Origin of the sequence: Bradyrhizobium sp. U87765 SZCCT0048, from assembly GCF_018131225.1 — a bacterium.
Lineage (GTDB): Bacteria > Pseudomonadota > Alphaproteobacteria > Rhizobiales > Xanthobacteraceae > Bradyrhizobium_A.
The window spans coordinates 1,663,268-1,687,092 of sequence record NZ_JAFCMM010000001.1 but is presented as its reverse complement, the minus strand read 5'-3'; the positions used below and the strand labels follow the sequence as shown (position 1 = coordinate 1,687,092).

Annotated in this window: 22 protein-coding genes; 16 read left to right on the top strand and 6 right to left on the bottom strand. The window is 66.5% G+C overall.

The window, feature by feature from the left end:
* Window positions 1-141: 141 nt before the first annotated feature.
* The 7 genes from JQ639_RS07330 to JQ639_RS07300 all read left to right on the top strand — a co-directional run bounded on the left by JQ639_RS07330 (window position 142) and on the right by JQ639_RS07300 (window position 7,390).
* Window positions 142-861 carry an ABC transporter ATP-binding protein gene (locus JQ639_RS07330; RefSeq protein WP_211965420.1) on the top strand — a complete coding sequence of 240 codons (720 nt, stop codon included), beginning with the start codon at window positions 142-144 and terminating at the stop codon, window positions 859-861.
* Window positions 854-1,558 carry an ABC transporter ATP-binding protein gene (locus JQ639_RS07325; protein WP_211965418.1) on the top strand — a complete coding sequence of 235 codons (705 nt, stop codon included), beginning with the start codon at window positions 854-856 and terminating at the stop codon, window positions 1,556-1,558. The genes JQ639_RS07330 and JQ639_RS07325 overlap by 8 nt, the downstream gene beginning before the upstream one ends.
* 13 nt (window positions 1,559-1,571) lie before the next feature.
* Complete coding sequence (locus JQ639_RS07320) at window positions 1,572-2,438, top strand: branched-chain amino acid ABC transporter permease (RefSeq protein ID WP_211965416.1); 867 nt, start codon at window positions 1,572-1,574, stop codon at window positions 2,436-2,438.
* Window positions 2,435-3,427 carry a branched-chain amino acid ABC transporter permease gene (locus JQ639_RS07315; RefSeq protein WP_211965415.1) on the top strand — a complete coding sequence of 331 codons (993 nt, stop codon included), beginning with the start codon at window positions 2,435-2,437 and terminating at the stop codon, window positions 3,425-3,427. The genes JQ639_RS07320 and JQ639_RS07315 overlap by 4 nt, the downstream gene beginning before the upstream one ends.
* Before the next feature lie 167 nt (window positions 3,428-3,594).
* The gene (locus JQ639_RS07310; protein WP_211965412.1) at window positions 3,595-4,047 is read left to right on the top strand and encodes a (2Fe-2S)-binding protein; all 453 of its coding nucleotides are present in this window, start codon (window positions 3,595-3,597) and stop codon (window positions 4,045-4,047) included.
* A gap of 9 nt (window positions 4,048-4,056) precedes the next feature.
* Window positions 4,057-6,249: a xanthine dehydrogenase family protein molybdopterin-binding subunit gene (locus JQ639_RS07305; RefSeq protein ID WP_211965410.1), complete on the top strand. Its 2,193-nt coding sequence runs from the start codon at window positions 4,057-4,059 to the stop codon at window positions 6,247-6,249.
* 295 nt (window positions 6,250-6,544) lie between these two features.
* Window positions 6,545-7,390 (top strand): CmcJ/NvfI family oxidoreductase, encoded by an 846-nt coding sequence (locus JQ639_RS07300; RefSeq protein ID WP_211965408.1) that lies wholly within the window; start codon window positions 6,545-6,547, stop codon window positions 7,388-7,390.
* 154 nt (window positions 7,391-7,544) lie between these two features.
* On the opposite strand, the gene JQ639_RS07295 is transcribed toward JQ639_RS07300, so the two are convergent.
* The 3 genes from JQ639_RS07295 to JQ639_RS07285 form a co-directional block, all read right to left on the bottom strand.
* Window positions 7,545-9,083, bottom strand: coding sequence for a class I adenylate-forming enzyme family protein (locus JQ639_RS07295; protein WP_211965406.1), 1,539 nt, complete (start codon window positions 9,081-9,083; stop codon window positions 7,545-7,547).
* A gap of 66 nt (window positions 9,084-9,149) precedes the next feature.
* Complete coding sequence (locus JQ639_RS07290; RefSeq protein ID WP_211965404.1) at window positions 9,150-10,706, bottom strand: acyl-CoA synthetase; 1,557 nt, start codon at window positions 10,704-10,706, stop codon at window positions 9,150-9,152.
* Between the two features lie 35 nt (window positions 10,707-10,741).
* The gene (locus JQ639_RS07285) at window positions 10,742-11,413 is read right to left on the bottom strand and encodes a TetR/AcrR family transcriptional regulator (RefSeq protein ID WP_211966508.1); all 672 of its coding nucleotides are present in this window, start codon (window positions 11,411-11,413) and stop codon (window positions 10,742-10,744) included.
* Window positions 11,414-11,534: 121 nt separating this feature from the next.
* Between JQ639_RS07285 and JQ639_RS07280 the strand changes: the two genes are divergently transcribed.
* The 6 genes from JQ639_RS07280 to JQ639_RS07255 all read left to right on the top strand — a co-directional run bounded on the left by JQ639_RS07280 (window position 11,535) and on the right by JQ639_RS07255 (window position 16,972).
* The gene (locus tag JQ639_RS07280; RefSeq protein WP_211965402.1) at window positions 11,535-12,719 is read left to right on the top strand and encodes a lipid-transfer protein; all 1,185 of its coding nucleotides are present in this window, start codon (window positions 11,535-11,537) and stop codon (window positions 12,717-12,719) included.
* Window positions 12,720-12,727: 8 nt separating this feature from the next.
* Entirely contained in the window at window positions 12,728-13,183 is a 456-nt protein-coding gene (locus tag JQ639_RS07275; RefSeq protein WP_211965401.1) for a MaoC family dehydratase N-terminal domain-containing protein, read from the top strand.
* Window positions 13,180-13,590 (top strand): MaoC family dehydratase, encoded by a 411-nt coding sequence (locus JQ639_RS07270; protein ID WP_211965399.1) that lies wholly within the window; start codon window positions 13,180-13,182, stop codon window positions 13,588-13,590. The genes JQ639_RS07275 and JQ639_RS07270 overlap by 4 nt, the downstream gene beginning before the upstream one ends.
* 382 nt (window positions 13,591-13,972) lie before the next feature.
* Window positions 13,973-14,800 (top strand): SDR family NAD(P)-dependent oxidoreductase, encoded by an 828-nt coding sequence (locus tag JQ639_RS07265; RefSeq protein WP_211965397.1) that lies wholly within the window; start codon window positions 13,973-13,975, stop codon window positions 14,798-14,800.
* Window positions 14,801-15,035: 235 nt separating this feature from the next.
* Window positions 15,036-16,181 carry an acyl-CoA dehydrogenase family protein gene (locus JQ639_RS07260; RefSeq protein ID WP_211965395.1) on the top strand — a complete coding sequence of 382 codons (1,146 nt, stop codon included), beginning with the start codon at window positions 15,036-15,038 and terminating at the stop codon, window positions 16,179-16,181.
* Between the two features lie 14 nt (window positions 16,182-16,195).
* Complete coding sequence (locus JQ639_RS07255; RefSeq protein WP_211965393.1) at window positions 16,196-16,972, top strand: enoyl-CoA hydratase-related protein; 777 nt, start codon at window positions 16,196-16,198, stop codon at window positions 16,970-16,972.
* 291 nt (window positions 16,973-17,263) lie between these two features.
* Here the strand turns inward: JQ639_RS07255 and JQ639_RS07250 are convergent, their stop codons facing one another.
* Complete coding sequence (locus JQ639_RS07250) at window positions 17,264-19,069, bottom strand: carbamoyltransferase family protein (protein ID WP_211965391.1); 1,806 nt, start codon at window positions 19,067-19,069, stop codon at window positions 17,264-17,266.
* A gap of 441 nt (window positions 19,070-19,510) precedes the next feature.
* On the opposite strand from JQ639_RS07250, the gene JQ639_RS07245 reads away from it, so the two are divergent.
* Window positions 19,511-19,819 carry a hypothetical protein gene (locus JQ639_RS07245; protein ID WP_211965389.1) on the top strand — a complete coding sequence of 103 codons (309 nt, stop codon included), beginning with the start codon at window positions 19,511-19,513 and terminating at the stop codon, window positions 19,817-19,819.
* A gap of 368 nt (window positions 19,820-20,187) precedes the next feature.
* Window positions 20,188-21,243, top strand: a complete 1,056-nt coding sequence (locus JQ639_RS07240; protein ID WP_211965387.1) for a YeeE/YedE family protein — start codon at window positions 20,188-20,190, stop codon at window positions 21,241-21,243.
* Window positions 21,244-21,294: 51 nt separating this feature from the next.
* Here the strand turns inward: JQ639_RS07240 and JQ639_RS07235 are convergent, their stop codons facing one another.
* Window positions 21,295-21,948 carry a 2-hydroxychromene-2-carboxylate isomerase gene (locus JQ639_RS07235; RefSeq protein ID WP_211965385.1) on the bottom strand — a complete coding sequence of 218 codons (654 nt, stop codon included), beginning with the start codon at window positions 21,946-21,948 and terminating at the stop codon, window positions 21,295-21,297.
* A gap of 7 nt (window positions 21,949-21,955) precedes the next feature.
* Complete coding sequence (locus tag JQ639_RS07230) at window positions 21,956-23,341, bottom strand: cytochrome P450 (RefSeq protein WP_211965383.1); 1,386 nt, start codon at window positions 23,339-23,341, stop codon at window positions 21,956-21,958.
* 117 nt (window positions 23,342-23,458) lie between these two features.
* Here JQ639_RS07230 and JQ639_RS07225 point away from each other — a divergent pair, with 117 nt between their 5' ends.
* Window positions 23,459-23,809 (top strand): hypothetical protein, encoded by a 351-nt coding sequence (locus tag JQ639_RS07225; RefSeq protein WP_211965381.1) that lies wholly within the window; start codon window positions 23,459-23,461, stop codon window positions 23,807-23,809.
* Window positions 23,810-23,825 lie beyond the last annotated feature (16 nt).

Below are 23,825 nucleotides of genomic sequence, written 5' to 3'. Positions count from 1 at the left end.
CGCAGCGCCGTCTCGAACCATGAGGCCCGCGCGTTGCGGCTTCATCCTTCGAGACGCAGGCTTCGCCTGCTCCTCAGGATGAGGAGGGAGGTCCGCCAACGCTGGACCTCCGGAGACGGTGAGTGAGGGGAAGGGGCTGACGTGGCATTTCTGGAGGTCGCCGGCATCACCAGGCGTTTCGGTGGTCTCGTCGCGCTTAACGCCGTCAGCTTCGCCGTCGATAAGGGCGAGATCGTCGGTATCATCGGCCCGAACGGCGCAGGGAAGACGACGCTGTTCGGGGTCATCTCCGGCTTTATCCCGCCGAGCGAGGGCACGGTGCGGTTCGACGGCGAGCCGATCGGCTCCCTGCGGCCGGACCAGCTGGTGCGCCGCGGCCTGATGCGCAGCTTCCAGATCGTGCAGACATTTGCCGACATGACCGCGCTCGACGTCGTCACCACGGCGGCACTGACACGGCGGCCGATGCGTGAGGCGATCGACTATGCCGCGCATGCGCTCACGCGTGTCGGCCTCGGCGCGAAGTGCGACGCCACGCCGGCGACGCTGTCGCTGCAGGACAAGAAGCTGCTGGAAATCGCCAAATGCATCGCCACCGATCCCACGTGCATCCTGCTCGACGAGGTGATGGCGGGCCTTACCATGGCCGAGACGGCCGCGCCCATGGCGGTGATCCGGGAGCTCAATGCCCAGGGCGTCACCATTGTCATGGTCGAGCATGTCATGCCGGTGATCATGCGGCTCGCCACCCGCATCGTGGTAATTAACTTCGGCGAGAAGATCGCCGAGGGCACCCCGGACGACATCATTCGGGACCAGCGCGTCGTCGATGCCTATTTCGGAGACCATGTCGATGCTTGAGGTCGATCGGCTGGTCGCGGGTTATGGCGGCGTCTCGGTGCTGCACGAGGTGTCGATGTGCATCCGGCCCGGCGAGATCGTCGGCCTGCTCGGCGCCAACAATGCCGGCAAGACCACGCTGATCAACGTTTTGTCCGGCACGGTGGCGGCAAGCGCCGGCCGGATCGTGTTCGCCGGCGAGGATATCACCCGCCTCACCGCCAGGCAGCGGGTCGAGGCCGGCATCGTCCAGGTGCCGGAGGGACGTCTGGTGTTTCCGGAGATGAGCGTGCGGGAGAATTTGCTGCTCGGCGGCATCAACCCGCGCGCCCGCGCGCAACGGCCGCAGCAGATGGACCGCGTGCTCGACCTGTTTCCGCGTCTGCAGGAGCGCCTCGGCCAGGCCGCCGGCACGCTGTCCGGCGGCGAACAGCAGATGCTGGCGATCGGCCGCGGCCTGATGGCGGATGCGAAACTGCTGATGCTCGACGAGCCGTCGCTCGGTCTGTCGCCACGCTTCGTGCAGTACATCTTCGCCATCGTCGACCGTTTGCATGCCGAGGGACTGACCATCCTGCTGGTGGAGCAGAACCTCAACCTGACGCTGCGCCACGCCGGGCGCTGCTATGTGCTGGAGCGCGGTCATGTCGCGGTCGAGGGCACGGCCGACGTGGTGAAGAACGATCCGCGCACCCGCAGCGCGTATCTCGGGCTTTGACGGGGAGAGCGACGTGACCGAACTTTATCAGGCGTTGGCGCAGGGCTTTCTGATCGGCTCGACCTACGGGCTGCTCGCCCTCGGCATGGGCCTCGTCTATGGCGTCAGCGGTGTCGTCAACTTCTCCCATGGCGACTTCATCTCGCTGGGCATGTTCATGTGCCTTGCGCTGTATTCGGCGTTCTCGCTTGATCCCTATGTTTCGGCGGTGATCACTGTGCCGGTGATGACAGCGCTCGGTGCGCTGGTCTACCGTTTCCTGATCCGGCCGATGGTCGGCCATCAGTTTTTGATGATCGTGCAGCTCACGCTGGGCTTAAGCCTTGTGCTGCAGAACGGCATCCTGATGGTGTTTGGCGGTCAGCCGGCGCGCACGCCGTCGGTGGTCGAGACCAAGCTGATCCTGCTCGGAGATGTCGTGCTGCGGCTGCCTCATGTCATCGCCTGCGTGATCTCGTTCGCCCTCGCCATTGCGCTCTACGTCATGCTGCGCTCGACCGACTTCGGCCGCTCGATCCGCGCTGTGCATCAGAATTCCCATGCCGCGGCACTGATGGGCATCAATGTCGGCCGTGTCCAGGTGCTGACCTTCGCGATGGGCATCGGTCTCCTGGCGCTCGCCGCGGTGCTGCTGCTGCCGGGCACGCCGATCCAGCCGACCCAGGGCCTGCGCTACACGGTCATCACGCTGCTGGTGGTGGTGCTCGGCGGCATGACCAACTTTGTCGGCATCATGCTCGGCGGTCTCGTCATCGGCGTCGCCGAGGCTTTTGGCACGATCTACCTCGAGGGGCCCCTCGGGCTCCTGATGCCGTACCTGATCTTCGTCGCCATCATGTTGTTCCGGCCGCAGGGCCTGACCTGGAGGGCGGCACGATGAAGGACGAGTTCTATCGCACCCTGCGCTCCCCGATCTGGTGGGGCGTTCTGCTGCTCGCCGCGCTGCTGCCGCTGGTGTTGTCGAGCTACTATCTGCACATCGTGACGCTGGCGCTGGTCTATGTCGCGCTGGCATCGTCCTGGAACATCGTCGGCGGCATGGCGGGGCAGATCTCGCTCGCTCACAGCCTGTTCATCGGCATCGGCGCGATGTTGTCCAGTGCGTTGCTGCTCAAGCTCGGCATCAACATGTGGCTCGGCCTCGTGATCTCGGCGGCGATCTCCGCCGTTGTCGGCGCCGCCATCGCCTGGATCGACTATCGTTTCCGTCTCGGGCACCTGTCCTTCGTGCTCATCACGCTGGCATTTGCCGAAATGGGGGCGATCGTTGTCGAGGGCTGGGATTTCCTCGGCGGCGCGTCAGGCCTGCTGCTGCCGCGCGATGGCGGCAACTTCTGGCGCTTCGAGTTCGGCGGCGGACAGGGCGCGTTCTGGGTGATGCTGGTGCTTGCCGCGATCTGCGTCCTGGTCAACGTCGCCATCCTCAACGCGCCGCTCGGCTATTACCTGCGCACCATCCGCGACAACGAGAAGGCAGCGCAGGCCATTGGCGTCAACGTGCTGCGCTACAAGACCATGGCCATGGTGATTTCGGCCGTGCTGGCGTCGGTGGTCGGCACCGCCTATGTCCGCTATCTCACCTTCGCCGATCCGTACCTGCTGATCTCGCCGGTGATCACCATTGAGATCGTGCTGTTCGCCACCGTCGGTGGACTCGGGCGCGCCTATGGCCCTGCGCTCGGCGCGCTGTTGCTCGTGCCGCTCGGCGAAGTGCTGCGCGGCAAGCTCGGCGCGACGCTGCCGGGGCTGCACTACTTTATCTATGGTGTGGTTGTGGTTGCCGTGATCCTGGCGTCGCCGCGCGGCTTGCTGCCGCTGGCGGAACGGCTGTGGACGCGCTGGCGCCGGCCGGCGTCTCGCGCGGGGTGAGCGCCTGTTCAGCGGGAACCGCCTCCATCTTTCGACGGATATCGTAATATTTTCGACTTATATGGCCCTGGTTGCAGCCGCGCCGGAAATCTTGATTTGAGCGAGTGGCGATTCATGGTCAGCATCCCCACCGGGCGATATGCGCCTGTTTCAGGGGACCAGCGACGATGCCAATCCTCAAGATCAATGGCAAAGACCATGATATCGACGCAGAGCCGGATATGCCGCTGCTCTGGGCCATCCGTGACTACGCCGGGCTGACCGGAACCAAATACGGTTGCGGCATCGCACAATGCGGCGCCTGCACCGTGCATCTCGACGGCGAACCGACCCGCTCCTGCAGCGTCCAGCTCGGCGACGCCGTCGGCAAGTCCATCGTCACCATCGAAGGCCTCGCCGCCGGGAACGGGGCGCTGCACAAGGTGCAGCAGGCCTGGGTCGCGCTCGACGTGCCGCAATGCGGCTATTGCCAGAGCGGCATGATCATGGCGGTGGCTGCGCTGCTCAAGGACAAGCCCAAGCCCACCGACAAGGACATCGACGACGCGATCACCAACATCTGCCGCTGCGGCACCTTCGTGCAGGTGCGCGCGGCCATCCATGCCGCCGCGGACGCGTGAGGTGACACCATGACACAGCATGTCACGATCTCGCCGGCCGTCAGCCGCCGCGCCTTTGTCATCGGCGCTGCCGCCCTCGGCGGCGGCCTCGCCCTCGGTCTTGATCTGTCCGCCGCCCGTGCCGCCGATGGCGCGCCGGCGGCCGCGGCACCCGAAGTCAACGCCTGGGTGGTGGTGCGGCCCGACGACACTGTCGTCATCCGCATCGCCCGCTCCGAGATGGGGCAGGGCACGCTCACTGGTCTCGCCCAGCTTGTCGCCGAGGAACTGCAGTGCGACTGGTCGAAGGTGACGACCGAATATCCGACCCCGGGCGAGAACCGCGCCCGCCAGCGGGTGTGGGGCGACTTCTCCACCGGCGGGAGCCATGGCATCCGCGGCTCGCACGACTACGTCCGCCAGGGTGGCGCCGCCGCGCGGATCATCCTGATTCAGGCCGCTGCCAACGCCTGGGGCGTGCCGGCGTCCGAATGCAGTGCCGCCAACAGCGTCATCACCCACGCAGCGACCGGGCGCACCACGACCTACGGCAAGGTCGCGGACGCCGCGGCGAAGCTGACGCCGCCGACCAATATCCAGTTGAAAGATCCAAAGGACTGGACCATCGCCGGCAAGGGCCTCAAGCGGCTCGACACCGTCGACAAGACGACCGGGCGCATGACGTACAGTATCGACGTCAAGCTGCCGGGCATGGTCAGCGCGGCGATCAGGGATTGTCCGGTCTTCGGCGGCAAGCTCCGGAGCTTCGACGCCGCCAAGGTCACCGGCATGAAGGGCGTCAAGCAGGTGGTCAAGGTCGGCGACAGCGCCGTCGCCGTAGTCGCCGACAGCTGGTGGCACGCCAAGGCTGCGCTCGATGCGCTGCCGGTGACATGGGATGAGGGCGAGCACGCCAGGCTCTCCAGCGCGTCGATCGCATCCTGGCTCGCCGAGGGACTCGATCCGGCGCAGCCGGCGTTCGTCGGCAACAGCAATGGGGATGCCAAGGGCGCGCTCGCCAATGCTGCGCGGCGTATTGAGGCCACCTACGCCTATCCCTACCAGAACCACGCCGCGATGGAGCCGCTCAACGCCACCGCGCTCTATACGCCCGAGCGCTGCGAGGTGTGGACCGGCACGCAGAACGGCGAGGGTGCGCTCGCCGCGGCGATCGCGGCCTCCGGCCTGCCGCCGGAGAAGTGCGACGTGCACAAGGTGATGCTCGGCGGCGGCTTCGGCCGGCGCGGCATGTCCGACTACGTCACCCAGGCGGTGCTGATCGCCAAGCAGATGCCGGGCACGCCGGTGAAGCTGCTGTGGTCGCGCGAGGAGGACATGCTCCACGGCCGCTACCATCCGGTGACCCAGTGCAGGCTGGTCGGCGGCCTCGACGCCGACGGCAACCTCACCGCGCTGCATCTGCGCCTTTCGGGTCAGTCGATCCTGGCGAGCGCTCGGCCCGGCGCGCTGCAGAACGGCATGGACCCGGCCGCATTCCAGGGGCTCGCGCCACGGGGCGAAGCCGTGTTCGGCTACGACGTGCCGAACCTGCTGGTCGAGCACAGCATGCGCAACCCGCCGGTGCCGCCCGGCTTCTGGCGTGGCGTCAACATCAACCACAACGCGATCTATCTGGAGTCCTTCATCGACGAGCTGGCGGCAGCGGCGAAGCAGGATCCGCTCACCTTTCGCCGCAAGCTGATGGCCGGGCATCCCAAACACCGTGCGGTGCTCGATGCGGTCGCCGAGCGTATCGGCTGGGATACGCCGCCGCCCCAGGGCGTGTTCCGCGGCATCGCCCAGCACATGGGCTATGGCAGCTATGTCGCGGCGGCAACCGAGATCTCGATCACCGACGGCAGCAAGATCAGGATCCACCGTATCGTCGCCGCGACCGATCCCGGCTATGTCGTCAACCCGGCGCAGGTCGAGCGCCAGATCGCCGGCTCGTTTGTCTACGGCCTGTCGGCGCTGTTCTATGGCGAGATCACGCTCAAGAACGGCCGCGTCGAGCAGGAGAACTTCGACAGCTACAACTCGATGCGCATCGCCGAGATGCCGAAGGTCGAGACCATCCTGATGCCGAGCGGCGGCTTCTGGGGCGGTGTCGGCGAGCCGACCATCTGCGTTGCTGCGCCCGCCGTGCTCAACGCGTTCTTTGCCGCGACCGGCAAGCGCATCCGCTCGGTGCCGCTCAAGAACCACGATATCGTGTTCGCCTGATCACGACGTCGAATTGATCGCATGCCGCTGCCGGGGATCAACTCCGGCGGCGGTTCCTTTTTTGGGGCGGGGTTCCGTCGCGCCCCTTTGCATTCTACGGGGAGGCGATGGCGCAGCAAAATCCTTTCGCGGCCTGTGAGGCCGGCGCCAAGTCCTTGCTTTTATCGCGCTGCCTCTTGCCTGATGTTCCGCCGCCGCCAAAATCACCAAGATAACGGTGGGCGTGTCGCGTCCGCCAGTGCCTTGTGCCGAAACCCTGCGGTCTTGTAGGGGCGGCAAACGGGAGATCAACAAGATGGGACTTCAACCCGCCACCCTCGAATCCGTACCGTTCGTGACCGCCGAGCTCAATTACATCGCGCCGATGGCCACCAAGCCGCGGACCTATGCTTACGATCCGCCGCCGGGCGAGCCGAAGAGCAATATCGTCAGCGAGCCGCACAGCCTGCCGATCTTCGACGTCCGCAAGGCGGGGCACGACTTCTCGCTCGACCGCGAAGGCTTCGCGCTGCTGCCGCAGCCGACCGCGGTCAGAAATTTCGATGACGAGGACGAGATCCGCCGCGTCTACTATCCCGAGGTCGAGCGCTTCCTGCGGGCGACGCTGAAGGCTGACCGTGTCGTGATCTTCGACCACACCGTGCGCAAGCGTGTTGCCGGGGCCGCCGACGTGCGCGGCGCCGGGCCGCGCCAGCCGGCGACGCGGGTGCATGTCGATCAGACCGCGGCCTCCGGGCCGAACCGGGTGCGCGAGCATCTGCCGGATCAGGCCGACGCACTGCTGCGCGGACGGGTGCAGATCATCAATCTGTGGCGGCCGCTCCGCGGCCCGCTGCGCGACACGCCGCTGGCGATGTGTGATGCGACCACGGTCGCACCGCAGGATCTCGTTGCCTCAGACCTGATCTACCCCAACCGTAATGGCGAGAACTATTCGGTGACCTTCAATCCCGATCACCGCTGGTTCTACGTGCCGGAGATGCGGGTCGACGAGGCGCTGCTGCTGAAGTGTTACGATTCGGCGACCGACGGCCGCACCCGCTTCGGCCCGCACACCGCCTTCGTCGACCCGACCACGCCGGCCGACGCGCCGCCGCGCGAGAGCATCGAGGTCCGCACGCTGGTGTTTCATACGCATTGATGCCGTGGCGTAGGGCCCCGGGGAATGGTTGCGGCCGTTGTTTGGTGCGCGTTGCGCTTGCAGATTTTTCAGCGTCATCACCGGGCCGACGTGAAGCGTCGCAACCCGGTGATCCAGCTTCAGCGCCGCGATCGCGCGTGGCAGGTGGCGGGGCCTAGCCGGCGGGACGCCGGCTGAAGCGCTCGACGAGCAGGAATTTCTGCACCTTGCCGGTCGGCGTCCGCGGTAGCGCAGCCGCCTCTACCAGGAATTCCTTTGGCGTCTTGAAGCCGGCGAGATGTTGCCGGCAGAAATCTGTGAGCTGCTGCGCCGTGATGGTCGCATCGTCGCGGGGAATAACCAGCGCCGTTACGCGCTCGCCCCACAGGTCGTCGGGCAGGCCGAATACCGCACAGTCGGCGACGCCAGGACAGCGCAGAATGATGTCTTCGACCTCCGCGGCATGAACGTTCTGGCCGCCGGACACGATCATGTCCTTCTTCCGGCCTCGAATTGTCAGGAAGCCGTCTTCATCGACGCTGCCGAGATCGCCGGTGTGAACCCAGCCGTTGCGAAAGGTCTCGGCGGACTTCTCGGGATTTTCATGGTAGGCGGTCGTGGTGTTCGGCGAACGTCCGAGGATTTCGCCGAGCTGTCCGGGGCCGACGGCATTGCCGTTGTCGTCGGCGATGCGGATGTCCGTGAACGCGATCGGTCTGCCGACCGACTGCGGTTGGCGACGGCGATCGTCCGGGGTGCTCACCACCAGCGCGCCGGTCTCCTGCATGCCGTAGTATTCATAAAGGTCCGGACAGAGATGGGCGGTGACCTGCTCGCCGATGCTTGCCGGCAGGCTGGCGCCCGCGAACACGATCCCGCGCAGGGAACTGAGGTCACGCGCGGCTGCGGCCTGCGCCGGCAGCAGCATCGCCGCCATGGTCGGGACGAGATTGACGATGCTGACGCGCTCGCGTTCGATCAGGCGCAGCACCTCGTTCGGCTCGAAGTTGACCAGCACGTTGGGGATGCCGTAGAGGATCGCGCCCAAAATCCAGGCAAAGCCGACGCGTCCGAAAGCCGGAAACACGGTCATGGCCACGTCACGACGGTCGAGGTCGAACGCCTGGAACATCGGGCCGAGCGTGCTGTTGTTGTACTGCGTCAGCACATAGGATTTCGGCAGTCCGGTGGTGCCGGAGGTGAGGTTGAAATAGAAGGGATCGGCCTCATCGATCTCGACATCGGGTGGCTGCGCAGAGGCCGATGCCAGTAGCGTTTGGTAGTCGAGAGCCCCGTCGCTGCGGTTTCCGTCGATCTCTATCACATGGCGAACGCTCTCACCGATCGCTGGCGCGGCCGATGCGAACCGTCCTTCGTAGATGAGGGCTTTCGCGCCCATGGATCGGACCAGTTCGCGCATTTCCGGCAACGCCAGCCGATAGTTCAGCGGCAGGCCGATGATGCCGGTGCGGGCCAGCGCGAAGTAGATTTCGGCGATCTCGGCCCGGTTGGAGGTCAGGAAGGCGACGACGTCGCCTTTTTTGTAGCCGAGCCCGAGCAGCGCATGCGACAGACGGTTGCAGCGATCGTTGACGGTGCGGAAGTCGAAGCGCCGGTCGGTCGTGGCACAGTAAATGGCCGGCGAGTCCGGAAAGCGTAGCGCAGCCGTGGCCAGGATATTGCCTACCAGCATTTTGCCGAGAGAGCGGTCCATGAAGGTGTTTCCTTGTTTTGATGCGGGGCGCTGTTGTGTTGCCCTCGTTGTCGGGCGCGGTCTTTCTCAGCTCACCCGCCGCTCCTGCGTCTCCCAGAACGGCCGGCGCAGCTCGCGCTTCAGGATCTTGCCGGCGCCTGATAGCGGCAACGGCTTGTCGCTGATATCTGCGCTGCGCGGGCACTTGTAGCCAGCGATGAGGGTCTTGCAGAACGCCAGCAGTTCTGCCTCGGTGACGCTGGCGCCGCTCTTGGTGACGACCACGGCGTGGACCTGCTCGCCCCATTGCTCGCTGGGGATGCCGATGACGGCGCACTGCGCCACGGCCGGGTGCTGCGCGACCGCATTTTCGACTTCCACCGAATAGACGTTCTCGCCGCCGCTGATGATCATGTCCTTGACGCGGTCGACCACATAGATGAAGCCGTCGTCGTCCATGGTGCCGCCGTCGCCGGTATGCATCCAGCCGTCGACGATGGCGCGCGCGGTTTCCTCTGGCCGCTCCCAGTAGCCCATCATGACGTTGTCGCCGCGGGCGACGATCTCGCCGACGGTGCCGCGCGGCACCTCGTTGTCATCGATATCGACGATGCGCACCTCGCAGCCGAGCGTGGCGCGGCCGGCGCCGCGATGGCGGCCCTTGGCGCGGCTGTCGCCGATGTGGTCGTTCCAGTGCAAGAGTGTCGCGATCGGCGATAGCTCGGTCATGCCGTAGGCCTGGGTGAAGTGCACATGGGGCAGGGCGCGCGAGGCGCGGTCGAGCACCGCCTCGCTGATCGGCGACGCGCCATAGATGATGTTCTGGAGCGACGACAGGTCGTAGTTCCCGAGCGCGGGGTGATCGACCAGCATCTGGATCATCGTCGGCACCAGCAGGACGTCGGTGATCCGCTCGTTCTGGAACGCCGCCATCACCCCCTCGGGTGTGAAACCCTGAATCATGACATTGGTGCCGCCGCCGAGCAGCAGCGAATACATCGCCGCGCCGTTGGCGAGGTGGAACATCGGCGCCGCGTGCAGATAGGTGCAGCCTGCGGGAAACAGCCCCTCGCCGAGCGCGTTCAGCGCATTGGCCATCAGGTTGGTGTGGCTGAGCATCACGCCCTTGGAGCGGCCGGTGGTGCCGCCGGTGTAAAAGATGCCGGCGAGGTCGGCGCCGCTGCGCATCGCATCGGGGACCGGCGCGCTGGCGTCGAGCAGGGCTTCGTAGTTCGCCATGCCGGCGGGTGTGTCGCCGTCGTCGGCATAGATCAGCTGGAGGCCCGCAATGGCCTGCGCCAGCGCGGCGCCGGTCGCTGCGAAGGCCTTGTCGACCACGAGCAGGCCGGCGCGGCAGTCGCGCAGCGCATCCTCGTTCTCGACCGCGCTCCAGCGGATGTTGAGGGGAACGATGACGCCGCCGGCCCAGCCGGTGGCGAGATAGAGCTCGAGATAGCGGTCTGAGTTGAGCGACAGCACGGCGACGCGATCGCCGGCCTTGACGCCGAGCGCCTGCAGCGCGCCGGCGAGGCGCGTGATGCGCGCGCCGACCTCGCCCCAGGTGCGGCGGCGGCCGTTGCAGATGGTGGCGAGGCCGCCGGGATTGGTCTGGCGCGCGCGTCGCAGTCCTTGGGTAATGTTCATGGCTTCTCTCCCGATGTGATTGTGGGTGAACGCTTTCAGCGTTTCGTGTGTTGTTTGGTTGTGCGTGGTTTGCGTGGAGGCCTCACGGCGAGGCCGTCGGTGAGTTGCATGGCGAACGTCTCGCCGATGGCTTCGGGCGTCATCGTGCCGTCGCGCTTGTACCAGTGCCCGATCCAGTTCAGCGAGCCGGCGATCATGAATGCCGTCATCTTGGGATCGCACGGCGTGATCGAACCATCGGCGATGCCCTCGGTGATATAGCCGCGAAAAGTGCGGTCGATGCTCTTCTTGCCGGCGAGCACGATGTCGCGGTGCTTGGCGCCGAGATCACGAACGTCAAAGCGTACCAGGCTGGCGCCGAAATCGGTCGCCATCAGCCCGCCATAGGCGCGCGCCATCTTGCGCAGCTTGTCGAGGCCGCTGCCGCCGGCAGCGTTGATCGCGGCCGTCGAAGTCTCGACGAGCTCCAGTCCCATCGCCCAGCACTCGAACAGGATCTCGTCCTTGCCGCGGAAGTAGTTGTAGAGCGCGGGCTTGGTGATGTTCAGCCGCTCCGCCACCTCGTTGAGCGTGGCGCGGTGATAGCCCTGCTCAAGAAACAGCTGCACCGCGGTGCGCAGCACCGCCTCGCGCTTCTCGTCGCGGGCGCGGCGGCGGCTTTCGAACGGCAGCCATGGGGATTCGGCAGCAGGGGCGCGGGTGTCCATATCGATCATCTCATGTCGATCATCTTTGGTGTGCGGCTTCGGGCGCATTGACAGGCCCATCGGACCCGTATATTACCCACGGGTAATAAAAAGTCCAGCGGGTCAATTTCGGGAGGTTCGCATGTCGTCGCATGTCCATGTTGCCGGGGTCGGCATGATCCCGTTCGCCAAGCCCGGCGCCAGCGCGCCGTATCATGAGATGGGGGCAGAGGCGGCGCGGCGTGCGCTCAGCGACGCCGGCCTCGACTACGGCATGGTCGAGCAGGCCTATGTCGGCTACGTCTACGGCGATTCCACCTGCGGCCAGCGCGCGCTCTATCCCGTCGGGATGAGCGGCATCCCCATTGTCAACGTCAACAACAACTGCTCCACCGGCTCGACTGCGCTCTATCTCGCGCGGCAGGCGATCGCGTCGGGCGCCGCTGACTGCGTGCTCGCGCTCGGCTTCGAGCAGATGAAGCCCGGCGCGCTCGGCTCGGTGTACACCGACCGCCCCAGCGCGTTCGGCGAGTTCGATGCGGCGGCGGACAAGCTGGTCGACGCCGCCGGCATTCCGCTGGCGCTGCGCTACTTTGGCGGCGCCGGCCTCAGCCACATGCAAAAGCATGGCACGCCGCTATCGTCGTTTGCCAAGGTGCGCGCCAAGGCCAGCCGCCATGCCGTCAACAATCCGCTGGCGCTGTTCCGCAAGGAAGTTACGGCCGATGACGTCATGAACGACCAGGTGATCTGGCCGGGCGTGATGACCCGCCTGATGGCCTGCCCGCCGACTTGCGGCGGCGCCGCTGCGATCCTGGTGTCGGAAAAGTTCGCTGCCAGGCACGGCCTGCGCCAGGACGTGCGCATCGCCGCCCAGGCGATGACCACGGATACGCCGTCGACCTTCGGCGCTGCCGACATGATGCAGCTCGTCGGCTATGACATGAGCCGCGTCGCGGCCGACAAGGTCTATGAGGTGGCCGGCGTCGGCCCCGAGGACATCGACGTGGTCGAGCTGCACGATTGTTTCGCCCACAACGAGCTGATCACCTATGAGGCGCTCGGGCTGTGCCCCGAGGGCGGTGCGGCGCGGTTCATCGATGACGGCGACAACACCTATGGCGGCCGCATCGTCACCAACCCGTCGGGCGGTCTCCTGTCCAAGGGGCATCCGCTCGGCGCCACTGGCCTGGCGCAGTGCTACGAGCTGACGCGGCAGCTGCGTGGCGCGGCGGAGCGCACCCAGGTCGACGGCGCCCGGCTCGCGCTGCAGCACAATCTCGGGCTCGGCGGCGCTTGCGTCGTCACCCTCTATGAGCGCGTCTGAGGTTCGCCATGGTTGATCAATCTGCGGTCGGGCACCGCTTCTCGGAAGTCGTCGCCCATGTCGAGCCGGGGCGGCTGCGCTATTTCTTCAACACGCTCGGCGAGACCAACCCGGTCTACCGCGACGCCGCGGTGGCGCAGGCCTGCGGCTATGCGGCGGTGCCGGTGCCGCCGACCTATCTGTTCTGCCTGGAGATGATGGACGCGGAGAAACCGTTCGAGTTTCTCACCGCGCTCGATATCGACCTGTCGCGTGTGCTGCACGGCGAGCAGAGCTTTGCCTACCATGCGCCGGTGATGGTCGGCGACACGCTGACCTTCAGCCCACAGGTGAAGAGCGTCACCGACAAGAAGGGCGGCGCCATGACATTGATCGTGGTCGAGACGGCGGTGACCAACCAGCACGGCGTCCATGTCGCCGACACCAGCCGCACCATCGTGGTGCGCAACGGAGGCAACGCATGAACGCGCTCGCCAATCCCGCGGTCGGCGACCGCGTCGTGCACAAGAGCTTTCTGCCGATCAGCCGCCACACGCTGGCGCTGTATTGCGGCGCGTCCGGCGACCACAACCCCATCCATGTCGACATCGACTTCGCCCGCAGGGCCGGCTTTGGCGATGTGTTCACCCACGGCATGCTGGTGATGGGCTATCTCGGCCAGGCGCTGACGGATGCGGTGCATCCTTCCAAGGTGCGCAGCTTCTCCACCCGCTTCGCCGCCATCACCCAGCTCGGCGCGAAGCTGACGTGCGAGGGACATGTTGCCGAGCTGACCGAGCATGAGGGCGAGCGCCGCGCGAGGCTGACGCTGACTGCCAAGGATGAGACCGGCGAGGTGAAGCTCGCGGGCGAGGCGGTGGTGGCGATCTAGCGGATACGGGCCTCATCCTTCGAGACGGCTGCTGCGCAGCCTCTTCAGAGTTTGACTGGAATGCAACCACCGACCTGAGTGTTTGTCGTCGCCGGGCTCGTCCCGGCGACCCCGATGAGGAAGGCACTGCGTCCCCAAGCGAGGTGGCCGGGACAAGCCCGGCCACGACACGGAAAGACGGTTGCGCTTGGATTTCATCATGGCCTGACGCTTTTCCACTCGGACACTCAGGATGAGATTTGGCTCCTCAGGGTGAGGCTTGGGTTCCTCATGGTGAGGAGCCGCCCGACGCGCGGCGTCTCGAACCATGAGGCCATCTGCAGCGCTTCGACGCAAGACGGCTCGCGCACCCACGGACAACAATGCTGAACAAGGAAACACCATGACCAAACTCACCGGAAAAGTCGCCGTCGTCACCGGCTCGGGGCGGGGCATCGGCCGCGCCATCGCGCTCAAGCTTGCGAGCGAGGGCGCAAGGCTCGTCATCAACGATCTCGACGCTGCACCGGGGGATGCGGTGGCTGCGGAGATTGTCGCCGCCGGCGGCCAGGCGGTCGCGGTCAACGGAAGTGTGTCGGAGACCGGCTTCGCCGACCGCTTCATCGGCGCCGCGATGGAAAAGTTCGGCGGTCTCGATATCATCGTCAACAATGCCGGCTACACCTGGGACGCCACCATCCAGAAGATGACCGACGAGCAGTTCCAGGCGATGCTCGACGTCCATCTGGTGGCGCCGTTCCGCATCCTGCGCGCCGCCGCCGAGCCGATCCGAATCCTGTCGAAGAAGGAGGCGGAGGAAGGCCGCGAGGTGTTCCGCAAGGTCGTCAACATCTCGTCCATCGCCGGGCTCTACGGCAATGCCGGGCAGGCGAGCTATTCCTCGGCCAAGGCCTCCCTCGTCGGCCTGACCCGCACGCTGTGCAAGGAGTGGGGCCGCTACAAGGTCAACGTCAACTGCGTCGCCTTCGGCCTGATCAACACCCGCCTGACCCAGCCGATCGAACAGCAGCAGAAGACCATCGACGTCGCCGGCCGCGACATCAAGGTCGGCGTCCAGCCGCAGATGCTCGACGCCATGAGCCGCATGATCCCGCTGGGCCGCGGCGGCACGCCGGAAGAGGCGGCGGACGCGGTCTACTTGTTCTGCAGCCCGGAATCCAACTACATCAGCGGCCAGGTCGTCGTCGCCGGCGGCGGGCTGATCATTTAAGATGGCAAGTGCTGGTCAACAGCACGGGGCCTCATCCTGAGGAGGCGCGAAGCGCCGTCTCGAAGGATGACTGATGCAACGTGAGTGGCCTCATGGTTCGAGACGCGCGGCAGGCCTGGGCGGTGGCGGTGGTCATGCTCGAATGCCGTGCTCTTCACCGTGAGGGTTGTGGATCATCGTGCCGATGGGTGAACTGATCGGCTTTGGCTATCTGTTGTGATCGAGGAGTTCTCCCATGCCCTACCGCTCTCCGTGGATGACCGAGGAACTGGACGTCTTCCGCGACCAGTTCCGCAAATTCCTCGCCAAGGATCTCGCGCCGCAGGCCGAGACGTGGCGCAGGCAGAAGGTGGTCGATCGCTCCGCCTGGCGGGCGCTGGGCGAGATGGGGGCGCTGCTGCCGAGCGTGCCGGAGGCCTATGGCGGTCTCGGCGCGAGCTTCGCCTATGACGCGGCAGTGTTCGAGGACATCGAGCGCACCGTGCCGGAGCTCAACAACGGCGTCACCGTCAGCAGCGGCATCGTCGCCCATTACATCGCCAACTACGGCTCCGAGGAGCAGAAGAAGCGCTGGCTGCCGGGCATGGCGCGCGGCGAGCTGATCGGCGCCATCGCCATGACCGAGCCCGGCACCGGCTCGGACCTGCAGAGCGTGCGGACCACCGCGCGGCGCGAGGGCAACGCCTATGTCGTCAACGGCCAGAAGACCTTCATCACCAATGGCCAGACCGCGGATCTCGTGATCGTCGTGGCGCGCACTGGCGGCACCGGCGCCAAGGGCCTGTCGCTGCTGGTGCTGGAGACCGCCGGCAACGACGGCTTCCGCCGCGGCCGCAACCTCGACAAGATCGGCTTGCAGGCCGGCGACACCTCGGAGCTGTTCTTCGAGAACGCGATCGTGCCGCCGGAGAACCTGCTCGGCTCCGAGGAGGGCCAGGGCTTCGTCCAGCTCATGCAGCAGCTGCCGCAGGAGCGGCTGATCATCGCCATCGGCGCGGTGGCGGCGATGGAGCGCGCGGTGGAGCTGACCGCCGCCTATACGAAAGAACGCCAGGCGTTCGGCAAGCCGATCCTCGAATTCCAGAACACGGCCTTCAAGCTCGCTGAACGCAAGACCGAGGCGACCATCGCGCGGGTGTTCGTCGATTACTGCATCGGCCGCCTGATCGAGGGCGATCTCGACGCGGTGACGGCCTCGATGGCCAAATGGTGGTCGACGCAGAAGCAGTGCGAGACCGTCGACGAATGCCTGCAGCTCCACGGCGGCTACGGCTACATGCAGGAATATCCGATCGGCAACATGTATGTCGACGCCCGCATCCAGAAGATCTATGGCGGCACCAACGAGATCATGAAAATGCTGATCGCGCGGTCGCTGTGAGGGAGAGTGCTCACATGGCAATGGTTCTCACCGAGCGGCGCGGCGCGGTCGCCGTCATCACCCTCAACAATCCGGCGCAGTACAATGCGCTCGGCGGCACGTTGATCGCAGAGCTCAACGCGGCATTCGATGCAGGGCTGGCCGACAAGGCCGTGCGCGCCATCGTGCTGACCGGCGCGGGCAAGGGGTTTTGCGCCGGCGCCCAGCTCGGCGGTTCGACCTTCGACGCGGGCGATCGGGTTGCTTCGCTGCTGCGTGACGAAGTCAATCCGCTGATCGCCAAGATGCGCGCGGCCGCCGTGCCGGTCGTGGTCGCGGTCAACGGCCCGGCGGCCGGCGCTGGCGTCGGCATCGCGCTCGCCGGCGACATCGTGCTGGCGGCGCGCTCGGCGCGCTTCGTGCTGTCCTTTGTCAAGCTTGGCGCCGCGCTCGATGCCGGCACCTCGCAGCTGCTGCAGCGCTCGGTCGGCGTCGCCCGCGCCCGCGCGCTGGCACTGCTCGGCGAGCCGCTCGATGCGGCGCGGGCGGAGCAGTGGGGCCTGATCTGGAAGACGGTCGACGACGAACAGCTGATGTCCGAAGCGTTTGCGCTGGCGCAGAAGTTGGCCGAGGGCCCGCCGATCAGCATCGGCCTCATCAAGGGCCAGGTCGAGGCCGCCTTCGCCGCGCCGCTGGCGACCGCCCTCGACGGCGAGGCGATCGCGCAGGCGAAGGCCTTCGTCACCGAAGACCTGCGCGAAGGCGCCGCCGCCTTCGTCGAGAAGCGGCCGGCGAAATTTTCGGGGCGCTAGCGTTTTGCTGTGGTGGCATGAGGTCTGTGCCGTTCCCCTCATCCTGAGGAGCCTGCGTAGCAGGCGTCTCGAAGGATGAGGCCCGGGCCTTCGTTGCAGATGCGCATCGGCCTCATGGTTCGAGACGCGGCCGAGAGGCCGCTCCTCACCATGAGGAGAGAGGCGCGGACGTGCGGTGTAGGCGTTTTCGCAACAAGCGTTGACGTATAGCCCAGGTGAACGAAGCGACACCCGGGATTCTCCGAGCATGCATTTTGGACGGCGTCCCCGCTACGCGGCGAGAGACCGCCTTCAGCTCCTCATGCTCGACACCACGATGCTGGCGACGTCGGAGTAGATCTCGACCAGCGGGTTGACCACCGGGTGCAGTGCGTTCTTCGACACCAGGCGGTCGTGCAGCACGAGGTGGTCGATGCCGGTGGTGAGGAAGCAGGCGACGGCGTCGCGCGGCGTCTCGACGATTGGCTCGCCCTTGACGTTGAACGAGGTGTTGAGCAGCACCGGCACGCCGGTCAGCGCCTCGAACGCCTTGAGCAGCCGATAGAGCTCCGGATTGGTCTGTTCGCGCACGGTCTGCACCCGCGCGGTGCCGTCGACATGGACGATCGCCGGGATGCGGTCGCGCCATTCGTCGCGCACGCGCTTGGCGATCAGCATGAAGGGAGAATCCTCCTCGCCCTCGAACACTTCCCTGGCGCGTTCGTGCAGCACGATCGGCGCGAATGGCCGGAACGCCTGGCGATGTTTCACCCGCTTGTTGAGGATGTCCTTCATCTCCGCGCGGCGCGGATCGGCGATGAGGCTGCGGTTGCCGAGGGCGCGCGGGCCGAATTCCGAGCGGCCCTGGAACCAGCCGATCACCTTCTGGTCGGCGAGCAGTTTTGCGGTGTCGGCGGCGATGTCGGCGCTGCGGGTGACGGTGGTCTGCACGCTGATCAGCGAGCGCTTGATGGCAGCGTCGATCTCGTCGTCACCGTAGCGGCGGCCGGTGTAGGCGTGCTCCATCACATAGCCGCGTGGCTGCTGCAGCAGCACGAGATGACCATAGAGCGCGCAGCCGATGGCGATGCCGTCGTCGCCGGCCGCCGGCTGGATCCAGACATTGTCGAAGCCGGCCTCGCGGGCGATACGGCCGTTGGCGACACAGTTGAGCGCGACACCGCCGGCGATGCACAGGTTCTTTGCGCCGGTAGTTTCGCGCAGCCATTTTGCCCGCGCCAGCAGCACGTTCTCGGTGTCGTCCTGCACCCGCCAGGCGAGATCCTGCCAGTGCGTCACGTTCGGGCTGTTTTCCCACGACTGGTCGGTGTCGAGGATGAAGGGATGGTCGAGGTCGCGTGTCCACGGCGGCACGTCGAGTTCGCCATCGCGCAACTGCATCAGCGATCGGGCGTGGCCGGGGCGGCCGTAGGGTGCGAGGCCCATCAGTTCGCCGCACTTGTTCCAGTCGCCGAACACATAGGTCGAGGCGCGGCTGTACAGCGCGCCGAGGCCGCGCATGTTGTAGAATTCATCGCTGAGGAAGCCGCGCTCCGGCTCCATCCAGACCTTCTTCAGGCAGGTGAGCTCGCGCCCCTTGAAAGTGTAGTAGCTCTCCGACTCGCGGGCGAGCGGGCCGGCAGCATCGGCGGGGTAGGGCTCCGACACGTCCGACTTGTAGCTGCCGACGCCGTCGACGATCATGACCGCGCCTTCGTCGAACGGCGAGGCGGCGAACGCGCTGAAGGCGTGGGCGAGATGGTGCGAGATCGACACCACCTTGGCCGAGGTCGACTGGAACAGCGGATGGGCCGTCGCGGTGGCGCGCTCCGGTTCCGGCAGGAAACCCGGCATGTCCTGATAGACCAGCCGCTCCTCCATCTCCGGCACCGGCAGGATGTAGCAGTTGCGCACCACCAGATCGACGTCGTCCAGCGTGATGCCCTCGGCCTTGAGGCAGTAGTCGATCACTTCCTGATAGAAGCCGCTGGCGTGCTTCTCGCGGGTGATGCGCTCCTTGGCGATCGCGACCGCGATGGCGCCATCGCGCAGCAGGCAGGCGCTGACGTCATGATCATAGGTGTTGAGGCCGAGGACATAGGTGTGGGACTTGGGCATGCGGCTTTCGCGACGGGGATGGAAGAACGCGGGGAAGGAACCGGATAGGACGATACGACAGCCCGTCCGGTTCAATCCATGCAATGACATTGCGGCTTTATACTTGGTCCGGAGCGGAACGCGCGGGGTTTCATCGGCGTTGGCTGTGCGCTGCAACAATGGCGGCGCGTGCACACGCGGCACAATGTGGCGCTGAAGCCGTTCATGTGTGGCGTGGCGTCGAACCGTCGCAGGCCATGCCATGACAAAGCCTCGGTGGCATGACGCGATGGAGGGGGAGATCGTTTGCTTGACCCATTCGGGGCCCGTCCCTATCCTGCCGCCGTTACGGGGACATGCCTTGAGTCATGCGTGCTTGATGTTGGGTCGCTGACGAACACTTTGGCTGGCTGATGCGGTTTTGCACCGGTCCGGCGCCTGAAACGACCGGGAGATGACGAGATGACGACTGTGAAGTCCCGTAAACCTTTTCTGACACGCGCCTTGGCCGCGCTGACGCTGGTCGCGATCTATGGCGTCAGTCTCGTCGGCACCACGGCGGTGATGACGGCTGCAGGCACGACGTCGGCGGAAGCCCGTGGTGGCGGTCGCGGCGGTGGCCGTGGTGGTGGCGGTCGCGGCGGTGGCTGGGGCCGTGGTCGCGGCGGTGGCTGGGGTCGCGGACGTGGCTGGGGCCGTGGTCGCGGCTGGGGCATCGGCCCGGGCTGCTTCTACAATCGCTGGGGCCGGCTGGTCTGCCCGTACTGGTGATGTGACCGGCGCGGTCATGGTCCGCGCCGTCGATCATCCGGTGATGTGAGATCGGACGACGTGGGTTTATGCGAGGTGCGCCGGTTCGCCGGGGCACCTCGTCTCGTTTGGGCGTTCATTCGCGCCGGGAGACAATCGTACTCCTGGCGTGGGTTTCCGCAGCATGGCTGTGTCGCGTTGAGCGGGTTCGGCCCACGGTCGTGGACATAAATTCTAAATTATTGCCATTATTTAGTATAAATGACGCGTCGATCATCCCTGCGGGATGATAACAATCCTTATTTCCCCGCGGCAATGGACCGCATCCGGCCCGTCCATTATTTACGAGTGCCTGCAAGGGTTTAACGCACATCAGGCGAGGCCGGGCCGTGTCACCAACGCTCACCGTCATTGCTCCGGGATTTCTGATCGGCCTGCTGTTCGGCTCGGTCGGCCTGCTGTCGGGCTTCTGCCTCAACAGCAGCATCAAGGACTGGCTGCAGGCCGATGACGGCCGCAGGATCCGCAGCTTCGCGCTCGCCGCCGCCGTCGCCGTGCTGGCGACCCAGCTCGCGGCCGCCGCCGACCTCGTCGATCTCTCGAGGTCGATCTACCTGCAGCCGCAGTTTTCCGCGCCGCTGATGTTCGCCGGCGGCCTGCTGTTCGGCTACGGCATGATTCTCGCCAATGGCTGTGCGTCGCGCGCCCTGGTGCTGCTCGGGCGCGGCAACCTGCGCTCGCTGGTCGTGGTGCTGGTGATCGCGGTGGTGGCGCAGATGACGCTCAAGGGCCTCGTCGCGCCGGCGCGCATCGCGCTGCTGCAGTGGTCGCAGGCGACGCCTGCGTTCAACGCGCTGCCGGCAATCGCCAGTCACCTTGGCCTCGGCGAGGGTGCCGCCCACATCGTCGCCGGTCTCGTGGTCGCGCTGCCGCTCGCCGTCTTCGCGCTCGCCGACGCCCGTTTCCGCCGCGCGCCGCTGCAGGTCGCCGCCGGCCTCGCCGTCGGTGCGCTCGTGGTCGCCGGCTGGCTGATCACCGGCTATTTCGGCGCTGACGATTTCAATCCGGTGCCGGTGACGTCGCTGACCTTCGTCGCGCCGCTGTCCGATACCCTGCAATACGCCATGCTGTCGACCGGCCTGTCGATGAGCTTTGGCACCGCGCTGGTGCCCGGCGTCATCGCCGGCAGCTTCATCACCGCGGCGCTGACCCGCGGCTTCAGGGTCGAGAGCTACAGTTCGCCCAACCACATGCTGCGCTCGATTGCCGGCGCGGCGCTGATGGGCTGCGGCGGCGCGCTCGCCTATGGCTGCTCGGTCGGTCAGGGCCTCACCGGCCTGTCGACGCTGTCGATCGGCTCGTTCGTCGCGGTCGCCGGCATCTTCGTCGGCGCCATCGTCGGCCTGCGCGGCCGCCTGCGCGTGCCGGCGCTGCAGCCGACCTGACGCGCGCGCCGTCTTCTGCTTCTGTCAAACGGGCGTTCCCGACGCATTCACTCAGGTGCGCCGCGTCAGGCCCTTCTGCGTCATGCGCCAGATCAGCAGGTCGATGCGGTCCTGGCCGAAGAACGGTTCGCCTTCGAACACGAAGGTCGGCACGCCCCAGTGGCCGGACGCCGCGTGGTCGCGCTCGTTGTCGGCGATGACGGCCTCATGGCGATCGGGCTCGGCCGTGATCGCCGCGTCGAGTGCGCCGAGATCGAAGCCCGCGGCATGCGCGGCGCGCGCCAGATGGTCGCCCTCGTTCCAGCCGCTGACACGGCCGTCCCACAGCACCGGCGCGATCGCCGCGGTGAAGGCAAGCGAACGGTTTTCGAGCTGCGCCGCGGCGGCGAGGCGCGTCAGGCGATGGATGTGGGGTTGCTCGGCCGCGACCTCGAGCGTTGTCATGTTCTGCACGATCGGATCGGGCCGGGGAAAGCGGAACGGGATGCCTTCGTGCTCGGCGACACGCATGGCGTCGCGCACCACATAGCGTGCGAAGCGCGGATCGGCACGCTTGAAGAAGCCGGGCACCCGCACCGCCAGCGGATACACCGCGCGCAGCCGCACCTCGATGTCATAGTCCTCGACCATGCGCATGGTCTTGTGCAGGGCGAGGTAGCTGTAGGGACTGCGGAACGAGAAGAACAGGTCGACCGCGGGCGGCATCGCCGCCTCAGCCCCGCGCCGCCAGCGTCACCTTCAGGCCGTCCCTGGGCTTGGGGATCGGCCACATCTGCCACGCCGGTTTGTAGCCAGGCGCGATCGAGACATCGAGATTGCGCAGCACGTGCACCGCGAAACATTTCGCCTGCATATAGGCGAAGTGCAGGCCCAGGCACATGTGCGCGCCGCCGCCGAACGGCACATAGGCGAAGCGGTGCCGCGCACGCTGTGCTTCATCGGTGAACCGCAGGGGATCGAAGATCTCCGGCTCGGGCCACAGCTCCGGCATGTGGTGGGTGTAGAGCGTGTTGACCCCGGTGAGCGTGCCGGCGGGGATGGTGAAGCCGCGAAACGTGAAATCGCGCGTGGCGCGGCGCGGCATCGACGGCACCGGCGGGTTGAGGCGCATCGCCTCCTTGAAGGCCATCTCGGTGAGCGGCAGCGCCTCGAGCTTGTCGAATGGCAGCGGCTCGCCCGCGGCGAGGCCGAGCGCGGCGACTTCGGCGCGCAGCCGTTCCTGCCACTGCGGATCGGCGGCGAGAAAGTACACCAGCGAGGTCAGCGACGACGTCAGCGTGTCGTGCGCGGCCATGGTCAGGAAGCTCATGTGGTCGACGATGTCCTGCGTCGACAGCAGCGCGCCGTCCTCGTGGGTCGCCTGGCAAAGCTGCGAGAACAGGTCGTCGCCGCCACGGGCGCGGCGGATCGGGATCTGTTCGGAGAAGTAGGCGACGATGCGCTTGCGGCCGGCGACGCCGCGCGCCATCTGCGTGCCGGGCAGCGGCTTGCGGACCACGGCGACGGAGGCCGCCACCATGTCGACGAATGCCTGGGTCACCTCGGTGGTCTCGGCCCCGATGTCGGTGCCGAGGAACGAGGTGGCGGCGAGGTCGAGCGTGAGCTGCTTCATCGCCGGATAGAACAGCATCTCGCCCGGCGAGTGCCGCCATTGCGCGACCCGCGCGGCGATGCCGGCATCGAGCTGGGCGAGGTACGATTTCATCGGGCCGGCCTTGAAGGCGACCGACAGCGCGCGGCGATGGAGGCGGTGCTCGTCGAAGTCGAGCAGCATCAGGCCGCGCGGAAACAGCAGGCCGAGAATCGAATCCCAGCCATGGGTCGAGGAGAACAGCTTGGTCTGGTCGAGGTAGACGAACTCGTTGGCCTCGGGACCGAGCAGGGCGATGCTGGTCTCGCCGAGCAGCCGCGACCGGTAGACCGGGCCGAAGCGTTTCGCCATGCGGCGGGCTTCGCCGAGCGGGTCGGCGAGGACATTGAAGGTGCGGCCAACCACCGGCCAGCCCTCATCGCCGGGAATATGCCGCAGCGCGGCACGGTCTGCGCGGGCGACATGGCCGGCGGGAAGGGCCTGGGAGGCGAGGCTCGGCATCGACATCGGCGCTCTCCGGATCTGCGGCGTGGTCGGCTCGTCGGCCGGGAGGATGTCGCGCCCGCCGGTGATTGGCAAGCGCGCGCTTCATCAAAAATCACATCGCGGGGGTTCACGATATCCATGGCCGCGATCACGTCCGCGCGGGTGGCGGCGCCGCGCGTCAGTTGGTTCACGGCCGGTTCACGTCGGTGGCCTCACGTTCCGGCCGCGGGGTCTTCCAAGCGAGGAGAGATGATGATCGCGAAATCCTGTCTGGCCGTAGCCGGCGTCGCAGCGGTGATGCTCGGTGCGGCGAACCTTCCGGCGCGGGCGCAGAGCAATGCGGAGGCCGAGATCATCGGCTTCCATCAGCTCTGCGACAAGGGTGACCGGCGTGCCTGTGTGCGTTTCGGCATTCTGCTCGGACGCAACGAGCAGCGGCATGCCGACTGGCGGCGTGCTCATGCCGAATGGTTCTGGTGGGAGCGCTGACGCCATCCGTTCGAAC

Excerpts from the sequence above, each read along its gene's own strand:
- JQ639_RS07235 (WP_211965385.1), bottom strand. The coding sequence starts at position 21,948 with ATGCCGCCCGCGGTCGACCTGTTCTTCTCGTTCCGCAGTCCCTACAGC.
- JQ639_RS07245 (WP_211965389.1), top strand. The coding sequence starts at position 19,511 with ATGACGACTGTGAAGTCCCGTAAACCTTTTCTGACACGCGCCTTGGCC.
- JQ639_RS07290 (WP_211965404.1), bottom strand. The coding sequence starts at position 10,706 with ATGAACATTACCCAAGGACTGCGACGCGCGCGCCAGACCAATCCCGGC.
- JQ639_RS07265 (WP_211965397.1), top strand. The coding sequence starts at position 13,973 with ATGACCAAACTCACCGGAAAAGTCGCCGTCGTCACCGGCTCGGGGCGG.
- JQ639_RS07250 (WP_211965391.1), bottom strand. The coding sequence starts at position 19,069 with ATGCCCAAGTCCCACACCTATGTCCTCGGCCTCAACACCTATGATCAT.
- JQ639_RS07230 (WP_211965383.1), bottom strand. The coding sequence starts at position 23,341 with ATGTCGATGCCGAGCCTCGCCTCCCAGGCCCTTCCCGCCGGCCATGTC.
- JQ639_RS07295 (WP_211965406.1), bottom strand. The coding sequence starts at position 9,083 with ATGGACCGCTCTCTCGGCAAAATGCTGGTAGGCAATATCCTGGCCACG.
- JQ639_RS07280 (WP_211965402.1), top strand. The coding sequence starts at position 11,535 with ATGTCGTCGCATGTCCATGTTGCCGGGGTCGGCATGATCCCGTTCGCC.
- JQ639_RS07305 (WP_211965410.1), top strand. The coding sequence starts at position 4,057 with ATGACACAGCATGTCACGATCTCGCCGGCCGTCAGCCGCCGCGCCTTT.
- JQ639_RS07270 (WP_211965399.1), top strand. The coding sequence starts at position 13,180 with ATGAACGCGCTCGCCAATCCCGCGGTCGGCGACCGCGTCGTGCACAAG.
- JQ639_RS07225 (WP_211965381.1), top strand. The coding sequence starts at position 23,459 with ATGGCCGCGATCACGTCCGCGCGGGTGGCGGCGCCGCGCGTCAGTTGG.
- JQ639_RS07310 (WP_211965412.1), top strand. The coding sequence starts at position 3,595 with ATGCCAATCCTCAAGATCAATGGCAAAGACCATGATATCGACGCAGAG.
- JQ639_RS07325 (WP_211965418.1), top strand. The coding sequence starts at position 854 with ATGCTTGAGGTCGATCGGCTGGTCGCGGGTTATGGCGGCGTCTCGGTG.
- JQ639_RS07275 (WP_211965401.1), top strand. The coding sequence starts at position 12,728 with ATGGTTGATCAATCTGCGGTCGGGCACCGCTTCTCGGAAGTCGTCGCC.
- JQ639_RS07260 (WP_211965395.1), top strand. The coding sequence starts at position 15,036 with ATGCCCTACCGCTCTCCGTGGATGACCGAGGAACTGGACGTCTTCCGC.
- JQ639_RS07300 (WP_211965408.1), top strand. The coding sequence starts at position 6,545 with ATGGGACTTCAACCCGCCACCCTCGAATCCGTACCGTTCGTGACCGCC.
- JQ639_RS07285 (WP_211966508.1), bottom strand. The coding sequence starts at position 11,413 with ATGGACACCCGCGCCCCTGCTGCCGAATCCCCATGGCTGCCGTTCGAA.
- JQ639_RS07255 (WP_211965393.1), top strand. The coding sequence starts at position 16,196 with ATGGCAATGGTTCTCACCGAGCGGCGCGGCGCGGTCGCCGTCATCACC.
- JQ639_RS07315 (WP_211965415.1), top strand. The coding sequence starts at position 2,435 with ATGAAGGACGAGTTCTATCGCACCCTGCGCTCCCCGATCTGGTGGGGC.